Below are 12,422 nucleotides of genomic sequence, written 5' to 3'. Positions count from 1 at the left end.
CTAGCGTGTGCGCATGCGGGGGTCGAGTGCAGCGTTGAAGACATCGGCCAGGAACGTCAGCCCGATGTAGAACACGGCAATGATCAGCACCACGGCCTGCACCACGGGGTAGTCGTTGCGCGAAATGGAGTCCCAGGCGAGCTGGCCCAGGCCCTGCATCGAATAGACCGACTCAATGACGACCGAGCCGCCCAGCATGAAACCCAGCTCCACGGCCGCGAGGGCGACAACCGGAATGATGGCGTTGCGCAAGGCGTGCTTGAACACCACACGCGCCGGGCTCAGGCCCTTGGCGCGCGCGGTGCGGATGTAGTCCGCGCCCAGCACGTCGAGCATGCCCGCGCGGGTCAGGCGCATCAGCGAGGGCATGGCGTAGTAGCCCAGCGCAATGGCCGGCAACACAAAGTGCTGCCAGGTGGTGTTGCCCGCAACGGGCAGCCAGTGCAGCCCGACAGCGAAGAGCAGGATCAGCGTCAGCGCAAACCAGAAGTTGGGCATGGCCTGGCCGACCACCGCCACCATCAGGGCCAGCCGGTCTATCCAGGTGTCGCGGTAGACGGCGGCCAGCACGCCCAGCGGAATCGCCACCGACACCGCCAGCAGCAAAGACACGGCGCCCAGCTTGAGCGTGATGGGCAGGCGCTCGCCGATGAGTTCCATCACGGTGTTCTGGAAGAAGAACGAACGCCCGAAGTCCAGGTGCAGCGCGCCCCACAGCCAGTCAAAAAACTGGGTGGTGATGGGGCGGTTCAGGCCGTACTGGACGCGCACTTCCTCGACGGCTGCGGCGTTGGCCTCGGCGCCGGCGATGGAGGCCGCCAGGTCGCCGGAAAGGTGCAGCAGCATGAAACTGACGACGGCCACCGTGAGCATGACGCTCAGGGCCACCAGAAAGCGGCGGAATATGTATTGCAGCATGGGAGTGCCCCGGTTGTTGCGTTAGCGGACTGCGCGGGTCAGCCCAGCCATGCGGCGCACGGCCGGGCCATCGTGGCTACTTCCAGCTGGCCTGGCCGAAGCGCGGCAGCTCGTCCGCATGCGCCGTGAATTTGAGGTCCGGCGTGAAGGCGTAGTTGGTGGAGTAGGAGAACATGGGCGCCATGTAGGCCTGCTCGCTGATGCGCTGCAGGGCCTGCGCATATTTCTTCTTGCGCTCGGTCTTGTCCACTGTGCTGTCGGCGGTTTTCAGCAGTGCAATCACCTGCGGGTCTTTGGCCGTGTCGTCCGGGCCGCCTTCAAAGTAGTTGCCGACAAACGCGGACGCGTCGTTGATGGAGAACGATCCCCAGGACTGGAAGGTCAGGGGCGCGCGGCCCGAGTAGATTTCGGTGCGCAGTACCGGGTACTGCACAAAATGCAGGCGCGCGCGTATGCCCACCTTGCGCAGGTCGCCCACCATGGCTTCGGCATATTCACGCTCGCGGTAAGCCCACAGGTCGGTGTCGAAGCCGTTGGGGTAACCCGCGGCCGCCAGCAGTGCCTTGGCCTTGGCCGGGTCGTAGGTGTACTTCACCTCTTTTTCGGTTTCGCATCCGAACTGGGTGCGAAAGCACGGCGAATACACCGGCTGGCTGCCGCCGCGCACCAGGCTGTCGGCCAGGCCCTTGCGGTTGATGGCGTGGTTGACGGCCTGGCGTACCCGAATGTCCTTGAAGGGCAGGGCTTCCGGCGTGGTGCCGTTGCTGTTGATCGACATGAAACCCACGCGCATGGTTTCACCGCTCAGCACAGTGGTGTTGGGCCTGGACTTGAGCGACTCGGCCTGGTCGGACGGCACGCGCCAGATCCAGTCCACCGCGCCCGTCATCAGCTGGGCCACGCGCGCTTCCGGGTCGCGGATCACTACAAACTTGACCGTGCCGATATTCGGCTGGCCGGCCGGGCTTTCCTTGAAGTAGGCCGTGTTCTTCACCATGGTCACGCCCTGGCCTGGCACCACCGCGGTGATCTTGTAGGCGCCGGTGCCAATGGGCGCCTTGCTGTAGCCCTCCAGGCCCACCTTCTTCATGTAAGCGGCGGGGTAGATCGGCGTGGGCCCGGCCAGGTAGTCCATCGCGGCCGGAAACGGCGCCTTCAGATTGATGCGGACCTGGTAGTCGCCGAGTTTTTCGACGTTTTTGATCCAGCCCGTGTTCTGGCGCGTGGCGATCTTGGCTTCCGGCGCCGTGACCACATTGAAGGTGTAGGCCACATCGTCGGCGCTGAACTTGTCACCGTTGTGGAAGGTGACACCCTGGCGCAGGGTGACCAGCAACGCGGTGGCGGATTCCCATTTCCAGGCGGTGGCCAGCTGGGGTTTGAACTCACCGGTTTTAGGGTCACGGTAGACCAGCGTGTCCCAGGCCAGGTTGGCCAGGATCACGCCTTCACGCATGTTGTTGTGGTACGGGCTGACGTTCTCAACCTCGCTGTCCGAGGCGTAAACCAGGGTGTCGTTGGCTTTGCCTGCGTGGGCTGCAGTCAGGCCCGCACCGAAGGCCGCAAGCACAAAACTTTGACGCACCATCGTGGTGAAAAATTGCTTCATAAAAGTCCTTCGTCATGGCGTGGGGAGTGGAGACGGCTCATTCTGCGCAAGAACCAGACCGAAAGACCATTCCATGCATTAGAGAATATGTATGATTGCGTTGCCAAATCGGCAATGCTCTGGCTGCCCATGCCCTGGCAGCTCCGCCATCACCCGACGCCCATGACCCTTTCTCCCCAGGTTGCCCGTCAATTGCAGGACACCGCGCTGCGCTACTTCCTGGAGGTCGTGCGCTGCGGCTCCATCAGCGAAGCCTCCCAGCGCCTGAATGTCGCGGGGTCGGCCATCAGCCGCCACATCGCGCACCTGGAAGACCTGCTGGGTGCAACGCTTTTTGACCGCCATCCCAGGGGCATGGTGCCCAGCGCCGCCGGGGAGATGCTGGCCGTGCACGCGCTCAAATCGGCACACGACTCGGAGCGGGTGGTGCATGAGATCCAGGCGCTGCAAGGCATGCAGCGCGGGCGGGTGCGCCTGGCCTGCACCGAAGGTTTTGCGATGGAGTTCCTGCCCAAGGCCATCAGCGACTTCATGAAGACGCATCCCGGCATCCAGTTTCACCTGGGTGCGCACCCCCCGGCGGAATGCTCACGCCGCGTCCTGCATGGCGATGCCGACATCGCCCTCACCATGAGCCGGACTCCCGAAAGCGGCATTCAGGTAGAGCACGTGCAGCCGTCGCCGGTGATGGCGGCCATGCGTTACGACCATCCGCTGACCCAGTTCAAGCAGATCAGCCTGAAGCAGCTGCTGGCTTATCCGATCGTGCTGCCGGAAACAAATACCACCGTGCGGCAGCTGTTTGACATCGCCTGCAGCCTGCAGGGCCTGACCGTATCGCCGGTGCTGACCAGCAACTACGTCAGCAGCCTGAACGACTTTTTGCGCCATTACCCGGAAAGCGTCACCATTGCGGGCGAAATATCGGTGCGCTACAAGGTCCAGCGCGGCGAGTTTGCCTGCATACGCTTGCGCGACCGCGGCCTGGATTTGCGCAATGTGGAAGTGCAGACGGCCGCGGGCCGCACGCTGTCGCGGGCGGCGCAGGCCTTTCTGGCGCACCTGAAGACGGAGCTGTCGGGTTCACCGGCCTGAGCTGCCAATTGCCGGGAAGCTTGTGCCGGGTTGCTATCAATACGATAGCTGCTTGCGCCCGATACCATTGGGTTGGAGCCAATTTTTTTGCCTGAAAACAGCTAAAAAACTTGAATCAGGGTGTCGCGGCTGTGTTTTGATGCCGCCAGGATGCTTGTGGCGCAACTATTGAAGACACAAATGGCCAGTGACCCAACAACGCTGTGCGCAAGCAGCTATCAAAACAATAGCATCGGAAAATGCCAGTCCTTTGATCGTTATTCGATTATTGAGATAAATTAAGAGCGATATATTCTTTTGAGTTTTAACGCTTGCTCCCCACAATGCTTTGATCAGCAATCAAGGAGCACAGCATGACCACTCTCAGACTCGGCGATACCGCCCCCGATTTCACACAGGACTCCACCGCCGGCAAGATTTCCTTTCACGAATGGGCTGGCGATTCATGGGTGGTGCTGTTTTCGCACCCCGCAGATTTCACACCCGTCTGCACCACCGAACTCGGCAAGACCGCGGCCCTGAGCGGTGAATTTGCCAAGCGCAACGTCAAGCCCATCGCCATCAGCGTGGATGCGCTGGAATCCCACGGCAAGTGGGTCAACGACATCAACGAGACGCAAAACACCACGGTGAATTTCCCCATCCTGGCCGATGCCGACCGCAAGGTGGCCAACCTGTACGACATGATTCACCCAAATGCCCTGAGCACCGGCCCCACGGCCACCGTGCGCAGCGTGTTCATCATTGACCCGAAAAAAGCCATCCGCACCACGTTTACCTATCCCGCCAGCACGGGCCGCAATTTCGATGAGATCCTGCGCGTGATCGACTCGCTGCAGCTGACCGACGGCTACAAGGTGGCCACGCCGGTGAACTGGAAAGACGGCGACGACGTGATCATCGTGCCCAGCCTGCAGGACCCGGCCGAACTCGCCCAGCGGTTTCCCAAGGGTTTCAAGGCGATCAAGCCTTACCTGCGCGTCACGCCCCAGCCTAATAAGTAAATATGGCCCCCACGCTTTTCGCTTCGCGTAATACGCTGCCCCCCGAGGGGGCTAATTTCCCTTGGGGCGGCCCGGCGGGAAATTGCACGTCGTGAACTGACAAAGGATCATTAAAGTGCGCTTCATCATCGTCCCTGGCTGGCGCGACTCGGGCCCCGGCCACTGGCAAAGCCTGTGGGCTGAACGCCTGAGCAATGCGGTGCGCGTGCGCCAGGACGACTGGATCACGCCTTCGCGCAAGGCCTGGGTCGCGTCGCTGGCCAACACCATCTTGCTGCAGGACGAGCGGGTCGTCATCGTGGCGCACAGCCTGGGCTGCATTGCGACGACGCACCTGCCGCCTGAGGCGGCAGAGCGCATTCATGGCGCCTTGCTGGTGGCGCCGGCAGACCCGGAGCGCCGTGCCGTGCTGAGCGACTTTGCGCCCGTGCCCTACCAGAAGCTGCCTTACCGCAGCGTGCTGGTGGCCAGCAGCAACGACCCGTATTGCCCGGTGCGCCTGGCCGGTGCCTATGCCCGCGCCTGGGGCAGCGAGTTTGTGCGCATGCAGGACGCCGGCCATATCAATGTGGAATCGGGCCACGGCGAGTGGCCGCTGGGCATTGCATTGCTGCAGTCGCTGGCAGGTGATGCATCGCTGACGGCGCCCCGTCTTGATTTTTCTTCTTCGGCAAATTCTTCGTCTTCTTCTTTTGGATCCCTGGAAACGGCATGACTTCTTCAAAAATAAAAATCGCGCTTGCAACGCTGGCACTGGCCGCGGGCGCTTCATTCTCCGGCACGGCCTCGGCACAAACGCTTCTCAATGGCTCGTATGACGTGGCGCGCGAGTTTTACAAGGAATACAACGCCGCTTTCATTGCCCACTACAAGAAGACCACGGGCAAAGACATCAAGATCGACCAGTCGCACGGCGGCTCCAGCGCCATCGCGCGCTCTGTGGCTGACGGCCTGGACGCCGACGTGGTGACCATGAACACCTCGACCGACGTCGACTTCCTGGCCGGCGCCGGCGTGGTCGCCAAAGACTGGACGAAGAAGTTTCCGGACAATGCATCTCCGACCACGTCGACCATGCTGTTCCTGGTGCGCAACGGCAACCCCAAGGGCATCAAGGACTGGGACGACCTCATCAAGCCCGGCATCCAGGTGATCCTGGTGAATCCGAAAACCGGCGGCAATGGCCGCTACGCCTATCTGGCCGCCTGGGGTTATGCCAAGAAGAAGGGCGCCACCGATGCGCAAGCCGCCGAGTTCGTCGGCAAGCTGTACAAAAACGTGCCGGTGCTGGGCAAGGGTGGGCGCGACGCGACCACCGTGTTCCTGCAACGCAATATCGGCGATGTGCTGATCACTTTTGAGTCCGAAGTGCTGTCGGTGAACAAGGAGTTCGGCGAAGGCAAGGTGGACGCGGTCTACCCGTCCATTAGCATCGTGGCGGAAAACCCGGTGGCGGTGGTGGAGCGCACCGTGGCCAAGAAGGGCACTGCCGAGCTGGCCAGGGCCTACCTGAACTACCTCTATTCAGACGAAGGACAGGAAATTGCCGCGCGGCATGCATTGCGTCCGCGCTCGCAGGCCATCCTGAAAAAATACGCCGGTACCTTCAAGCCGCTGCAGCTCTTCACGGTGCAAGACGTCTTCGGCAGCCTCGGTGAAGCGCAAAAAGTGCACTTCAACGACGGCGGGCAGTTCGACAAGCTCTACACCGTCAAGTAGATCGCACCACCATGACTGCCTTGTCTTCTGTGGCGCCGCCTTCCGCGGTGGTGCCGGGTGTTCCTGCGGACAGCAAACGCGCCGCAAAACGCGTGCTGCCCGGTTTCCGCCTCACGCTGGGCTACACCGTGCTGTACCTCAGCCTGATCGTGCTGATCCCGATCTCTGCGCTGTTTTTCAAAACGTTCACGCTGAGCTGGGACCAGTTCGTCACTGCGGTGACGTCGCCGCGTGTGCTGGCGTCTTACCGCCTCACGTTTGGGGCGTCGCTGATCGCTGCACTCGTCAACCTGGTGTTTGGCCTGCTGCTGGCCTGGGTGCTGGTGCGCTACAAATTTCCGGGTAAAAAAATCGTCGATGCGCTGGTGGACTTGCCTTTTGCGCTCCCCACAGCCGTGGCCGGCATTTCGCTGACGGCTTTGCTGGCCGGCAACGGCTGGATAGGCCAGTACCTTGAGCCCATGGGCATCAAGCTGGCGTTCACGCCGGCCGGCGTGGTGATTGCGCTGATCTTCATCGGCCTGCCGTTTGTGGTGCGCACGGTGCAGCCGGTGCTGGAAGACGCCGAGAAAGAACTCGAAGAAGCCGCCACTTCGCTGGGCGCCACACGCCTGCAGATTTTCACCAAGGTCATCCTGCCGCACATCACCCCTGCCTTGCTGACCGGTTTTGCCATGGCCTTTGCGCGCGCGATTGGCGAATACGGCTCGGTCATCTTCATTGCCGGCAACATGCCCATGATTTCTGAAATCACGCCGCTCATCATCATCGGCAAGCTGGAGCAATATGATTACGCCGGTGCGACTGCGGTGGCGGTGGTGATGCTGCTGGTGTCGTTTGTCTTGCTGTTGGTCATCAACGGCCTGCAAGCCTGGCAACGCCGCAATGCGGGGGCACCAATATGAGTGGCCCATTGAATCAACCTGTTCGCCGTGTCGCGTCCGGCACCACCGAAGCACGCTGGGTGCGCTACACCTTGATCACGGTGGCGTTGCTGTTTGTGTTCCTGTTTTTGATCCTGCCGCTGGCCGCCGTGTTCACCGAAGGCCTGCGCAAGGGCTTTGGCGCCTACATTGCCGCGCTGCAGGAGCCCGACGCCTGGTCGGCCATCAAGCTCACCTTGATTGCCGCCGCGATTGCGGTGCCGCTGAACCTGGTGTTTGGCGTGGCAGCCGCCTGGGCCATTGCCAAGTACGAATTCCGCGGTAAATCGGTGTTGACGACGCTGGTCGACCTGCCGTTTTCCGTGTCGCCCGTGGTGGCCGGCCTGATCTACGTGCTGATCTTCGGCGCGCAGGGCTGGTTCGGGCCGTGGCTGCTGGCGCATGACATCAAGATCATCTTTGCCGTGCCCGGCATTGTGCTGGCCACCGTGTTCGTGACGTTTCCGTTCATCGCGCGTGAGCTGATTCCGCTGATGCAGGCACAAGGCAACGACGAAGAGCAGGCCGCCATCGTGCTGGGCGCCACCGGCTGGCAAACTTTCTGGCATGTGACCCTGCCCAACATCAAGTGGGGCCTGGTGTATGGCGTCATCCTGTGCAACGCACGGGCCATGGGCGAGTTTGGCGCGGTGTCGGTGGTGTCGGGCCACATTCGCGGTCAGACCAACACGCTGCCGCTGCATGTGGAAATTCTGTACAACGAATACCAGTCGGTGGCCGCATTCGCCGTGGCATCGCTGCTGGCCATCCTCGCGCTGGTCACCCTGGTCATCAAGTCGGTGGCCGAATGGCGCCACGAAGCAGAAATGAAAGCCGCGGCTGATTTGCCGCCTGAGCGTCCGCAGAGTCCCGTTGATGGGGCTGCTGTGGCAGCCGCTCGCTAAAGGAAAACATCATGAGCATCGAAATCCGCAACGTCAGCAAACATTTTGGCGACTTCCAGGCACTGGGTGATGTCAGCCTGGACATTCAATCGGGCGAACTGGTCGCCTTGCTCGGCCCTTCGGGCTGCGGCAAGACCACGCTGCTGCGCATCATTGCAGGGCTGGAAACAGCCGACCGCGGCAGCATCCTCTTCAGCGGTGAAGACACCACCGACGTGCATGTGCGCGAGCGCCAGGTCGGCTTCGTGTTCCAGCACTACGCCTTGTTCCGCCATATGACGGTGTTTGAGAACGTGGCTTTCGGCCTGCGCGTCAAGCCGCGCGGCCAACGGCCCAGCGAGGCGCAGATCAAGGAAAAAGTGCATTCGTTGCTCAACCTTGTGCAGCTCGACTGGCTGGCCGAGCGCTTTCCGTCGCAGCTTTCGGGCGGGCAGCGCCAGCGCATTGCCCTGGCGCGCGCGCTGGCGGTGGAGCCCAAGGTGCTGCTGCTCGACGAACCCTTCGGCGCGCTCGACGCCAAGGTGCGCAAAGAGCTGCGCCGCTGGTTGCGCCGCCTGCACGACGACCTGCATGTCACCAGTATTTTTGTGACGCACGACCAGGAAGAAGCGCTGGAAGTCGCCGACCGCGTGGTGCTGATGAACCAGGGCAAGGTCGAGCAAATCGGTTCGCCGCAGGAGGTCTGGGACCATCCGGCCAGCCCCTTTGTGTACGGCTTCCTCGGTGACGTGAACCTGTTCCACGGCCGCGCCCACGAAGGCGAAGTCCAGCTCGAAGGCCTGCGCCTCAATTCACCCGAACACGCCGGCGCGCAGGACGCCAAGGCCTTTGCCTATGTGCGCCCGCACGACCTGGATGTGCAGCGTTATGCGCCGGGCGCCGAAGGCATCGTCGCCCACCTGGAGCGCGCCATCGTGATCGGCCCGATTGCGCGGCTGGAGCTGATTCCTGCGGAAGGCTACGAACAAAAAGGCAATGTCTCGGGCGACTCGATCATCGAAGCCCAGATGACCTCGCAGCAATTTGCCGAGATGGGTTTGCGTGAGGGCGACATGCTGGTGGTGACGCCGCGCAAGGCGAGGGTGTTTGTGGAGGGGTAGTTGCGGGCGCGTGCAGGCAGCTGGCAATGCAGGTCGAATCTTCCCCGACTTCAACCAATATGCTGCTGCAAACCTTCGACCAATGCGTCGAAGGTGACACGGCAACGCGGGCTGTGGCGCAGGTCTTCGTGCATGGTCAGCCAGGTTTCGAGTTTGAAGGACAACTCGCCAGGCAGAACCCGCACCAGGGCGGGGTCACGCGCCGCCAGCGCTGACTGGCACACGCCAATGCCGGCGCCGGCACGTATCAGTGCCAGTTGCGCGAGGTCGCTGTCGGTACGCGTGGAAAACGCCGCCCGCTTCCATGCGGGCAAGGCTTTGCGCGCCGAACGCAGGAAGGGTGTCTCTTCGTCAAACCCTATCAGCGCATGCTGCGCCAGGTCCGGTGATGACTGCGGCGTGCCGCGCGCGTCCAGGTAATCGCGTCGTGCGTAGAGACCCAGTTCCACTTCGCCCACGCTGCGAGCGATCAACAGGTCCTGCTTGGGCTGTGTCATGCGCACGGCAATGTCGGCTTCGCGTTGCAGCAGGTCCTGCACGCGGTTGGTCAGCACCAGTTCGATGGTCAGACCCGGGTGCGTACGCTGCAGTTGCGCGACGATGGGCGGCAGCACTTCAACACCAATGACTTCGCTCACCGTGACCCGCACCGTGCCGCGAACGCCGTCACCCTGGCTTTCGGCGGCACGGCGCAGGGCGGCTGCGGCGCTGGCCATTTCCTCGGCGAAGGGCTGCAGTCCCAGCGCGGCTTCGGTCGGCGCAAAACCGGTTTGTGAGCGCGTGAACAGCGCCAGGCCGAGCGACTTTTCGAGTGAGGCGACATGGCGTCCGACCGTAGGCTGTGCCACTCCCAAAGACCGTGCGGCACCTGAGAGCGAACCCTCGTGCAGCACCCCTAAAAATGAACGGTAAAGCTCCCAGCCAGCATCTTCTTCCATACAAAAATGTATAGCCGTTACCCTGCTTTAGTCAATTCCATTTTGATGCCCCGGGGCCCAGAATTTCCCCATGACCACTTTTTTGGGGAATGGCATGAGCAGCAAACAAGACAAATCAAACACAGCACTGGTGCTGGGCGCAACCGGTGGCATCGGCGGGGAAGTCGCGCGGCAACTGGAGGCGGCAGGCTGGCAGGTTCGCGCGCTCAGGCGTGGCGAGCCGCGGCCGGGCGAGCAACGTGGCGGCATCACCTGGCTGCATGGCGATGCGATGAATCCCGGTGATGTCATGGCGGCAGCACAAGGCTGCGGCGTGATAGTGCACGCAGTCAATCCGCCCGGCTATCGTCGCTGGGGCGAGCTGGTGCTGCCCATGCTGGACAACACGATTGCGGCCGCCCGGGCGCAGGGCGCGACCATCGTGCTGCCCGGCACAGTCTACAACTACGGGCCAGACGCATTTCCCTGCCTCCGGGAGGATTCGCCGCAACACCCGCAAACTGCCAAAGGTGCGATTCGCGTGCAGCTCGAGCATCGGCTCAAGGACGCGACCAGCGACAGCGGCCAGGGCTGCTGCCGGGTGATCATCGTGCGAGCGGGGGATTTTTTCGGGCCGAGAGCCGGTAACAGCTGGTTCTCGCAAGGCCTGGTTCAGCCGGGCGCTCAGGTTCGCACCGTGAAGCTCCCAGGCAAGCCTGGCGTCGGTCACCAGTGGGCGTATTTGCCGGATGTGGCGCGTACCATGGTCGCCTTGCTGGCGCGGCGTGACGTTCTGCCTGCATTTGCAACGTTCCATATGAACGGCCAGTGGGACGCCGACGGCCGCCAGCTGGCTGAAGCGATCTGCCGTGTCGTCGCACGCCGCGGTGGCCCTCAGCCGTCTATCAAATCCTTTCCCTGGTGGGCGGTGACGCTGGCCGCGCCCTTTGTTGAAACCCTGCGCGAGCTGCGCCGGATGCGCTACCTCTGGAACACGCCGGTACGCATGGACAACACCTCCCTGGTGGCGGCGCTCGGTGCGGAGCCGCACACGCCGCTGGACATTGCTGTGGAGGAAACCCTGCAAGGGCTGGGCTGCCTTGGTGCGCATGGCGGGGATTTCAACCATGGAAGTGTCCGCTGCGGCTGCAGCAAGTTCAGCTTAGCCTTTTGATGTCGTCAGACGCTTCCAGCTGGGTGAGGTCGACTTGGGGGGGGGGCGGCTACTGGCTCGTGCCAAACCTCAGCGCAGACCTGGCACGCGCCCGTTCTGCTTCTACCTCACGGTTGCGCGGCTCGGCGTTGGTCATCAGTGTGCGGATAAGAACCCGTGCCGAGGCCGCCACCTCTTCCACAGCGCGCTCGAACGCGGCCTCGTTAGCCTTGGACGGCACGTTGAAGCCGCTGAGCTTTCTCACAAACTGCAGCGAGGCGTCACGGATTTCCAGTTCCGTGGCCGGCGGCTCGAAGTTGAACAAGGTCTTGATGTTGCGGCACATGGCGGCTCCTTGAGGCAAAAGACTTGGAATCATTTCACGGCGCATTTTGCCGCCAGCCGCAACCCTTCGCTCAGCCTGGTTTTATCTATTCAGCGGGCCTGATCACCACCGACTCAGCCGAAGCCACAAAAGGCCCGTGGTACACCACCTCGATGTTGTTCCCGTCCGGGTCCAGCACAAAGGCGGCGTAGTAGCCGGGGTGGTATTTTCGCTCGCCCGGCGCGCCGTTGTCGGTGCCGCCTGCGGCCAGGGCCGCTTCGTAGAAGGCTTTGACCTCTGCATGGTCTTTGGCCCGGAAAGCCAGATGAACGTGCGAGGTAGATCCGTCAGCCTGGTCCATCCACAACTCGTCGGCCGAAAAATGGTCGTCGGCTTCCTGGATGGCGCTTTCCTTGTTCAGTGACTTGAGCACGGCGCGGTAAAAGCGCTTGCTGGCCGCGAGGTCATGGGCGCGCAGGTGGACATGGTCGATGAGTCGTCCGCGGTGTATTTCCATGGTGGATCCTTTCCGGGTTGGTCCCCAAAAATTGAAGTCCTGAAAATCTACGCCCGCCGGGGCACCCCATCTGTAGGACAAATGCTGGCAAATTAGGGCGAGAGGGGGCCGCAGGAATGGAGCGACAGGGAAGGGTAAGGCGACGAAGAATCTGCCTGCAGGCATCGCCCAAGGGAACTTATCCAGCCTCAAACGCCCGAACCCCTGGACAATTCATAATTCATCCAGAAAAAAAGA

At 62.2% G+C, this 12,422-nt stretch carries 13 protein-coding genes; 8 read left to right on the top strand and 5 right to left on the bottom strand.

Features of this window, described 5'->3' with window-relative positions; translation table 11 throughout:
* Both AC1D11_RS00420 and AC1D11_RS00415 read right to left on the bottom strand, forming a co-directional pair.
* Positions 1–918, bottom strand: a complete 918-nt coding sequence (locus tag AC1D11_RS00420) for an ABC transporter permease (RefSeq protein WP_457282713.1) — start codon at positions 916–918, stop codon at positions 1–3.
* A 76-nt stretch (positions 919–994) separates the two neighbouring features.
* The gene (locus AC1D11_RS00415) at positions 995–2,506 is read right to left on the bottom strand and encodes an ABC transporter substrate-binding protein (RefSeq protein WP_477650927.1); all 1,512 of its coding nucleotides are present in this window, start codon (positions 2,504–2,506) and stop codon (positions 995–997) included.
* A 183-nt stretch (positions 2,507–2,689) separates the two neighbouring features.
* Between AC1D11_RS00415 and AC1D11_RS00410 the strand changes: the two genes are divergently transcribed.
* The 7 genes from AC1D11_RS00410 (at position 2,690) to AC1D11_RS00380 (ending at position 9,273) form a co-directional block, all read left to right on the top strand.
* A complete protein-coding gene (locus AC1D11_RS00410; protein WP_477648607.1) occupies positions 2,690–3,622 on the top strand; it encodes a LysR family transcriptional regulator in 933 nt (310 codons plus the stop codon).
* A gap of 353 nt (positions 3,623–3,975) precedes the next feature.
* On the top strand, positions 3,976–4,626 hold the full coding sequence (locus tag AC1D11_RS00405) for a peroxiredoxin (RefSeq protein WP_477650913.1): 651 nt from the start codon (positions 3,976–3,978) through the stop codon (positions 4,624–4,626).
* 109 nt (positions 4,627–4,735) lie between these two features.
* Entirely contained in the window at positions 4,736–5,341 is a 606-nt protein-coding gene (locus AC1D11_RS00400; protein WP_477648633.1) for an RBBP9/YdeN family alpha/beta hydrolase, read from the top strand.
* Entirely contained in the window at positions 5,338–6,345 is a 1,008-nt protein-coding gene (locus AC1D11_RS00395) for a sulfate ABC transporter substrate-binding protein (RefSeq protein ID WP_477650914.1), read from the top strand. Before AC1D11_RS00400 ends, AC1D11_RS00395 begins: the two co-directional genes overlap by 4 nt.
* An 11-nt stretch (positions 6,346–6,356) precedes the next feature.
* Positions 6,357–7,250, top strand: coding sequence for a sulfate ABC transporter permease subunit CysT (gene cysT / locus AC1D11_RS00390; protein WP_477648610.1), 894 nt, complete (start codon positions 6,357–6,359; stop codon positions 7,248–7,250).
* Positions 7,247–8,173, top strand: a complete 927-nt coding sequence (gene cysW, locus AC1D11_RS00385; RefSeq protein ID WP_477650915.1) for a sulfate ABC transporter permease subunit CysW — start codon at positions 7,247–7,249, stop codon at positions 8,171–8,173. Before cysT ends, cysW begins: the two co-directional genes overlap by 4 nt.
* Positions 8,174–8,184: 11 nt before the next feature.
* Entirely contained in the window at positions 8,185–9,273 is a 1,089-nt protein-coding gene (locus tag AC1D11_RS00380; protein ID WP_477648612.1) for a sulfate/molybdate ABC transporter ATP-binding protein, read from the top strand.
* A 50-nt stretch (positions 9,274–9,323) separates the two neighbouring features.
* Here the strand turns inward: AC1D11_RS00380 and AC1D11_RS00375 are convergent, their stop codons facing one another.
* A complete protein-coding gene (locus tag AC1D11_RS00375; RefSeq protein WP_477648613.1) occupies positions 9,324–10,211 on the bottom strand; it encodes a LysR family transcriptional regulator in 888 nt (295 codons plus the stop codon).
* A gap of 94 nt (positions 10,212–10,305) precedes the next feature.
* Here AC1D11_RS00375 and AC1D11_RS00370 point away from each other — a divergent pair, with 94 nt between their 5' ends.
* The gene (locus AC1D11_RS00370) at positions 10,306–11,364 is read left to right on the top strand and encodes an SDR family oxidoreductase (RefSeq protein WP_477648614.1); all 1,059 of its coding nucleotides are present in this window, start codon (positions 10,306–10,308) and stop codon (positions 11,362–11,364) included.
* A 49-nt stretch (positions 11,365–11,413) separates the two neighbouring features.
* On the opposite strand, the gene AC1D11_RS00365 is transcribed toward AC1D11_RS00370, so the two are convergent.
* On the bottom strand, positions 11,414–11,689 hold the full coding sequence (locus tag AC1D11_RS00365) for a DUF2277 domain-containing protein (RefSeq protein ID WP_477648615.1): 276 nt from the start codon (positions 11,687–11,689) through the stop codon (positions 11,414–11,416).
* Positions 11,690–11,774: 85 nt separating this feature from the next.
* Positions 11,775–12,185 (bottom strand): VOC family protein, encoded by a 411-nt coding sequence (locus AC1D11_RS00360; protein WP_477648616.1) that lies wholly within the window; start codon positions 12,183–12,185, stop codon positions 11,775–11,777.
* Positions 12,186–12,422: the final 237 nt, after the last annotated feature.

The organism is Polaromonas sp. P1_E11, assembly GCF_056405995.1.
Note: the sequence above shows the minus strand (reverse complement) of the source record. Positions and strands in the feature narration are given on the sequence as shown.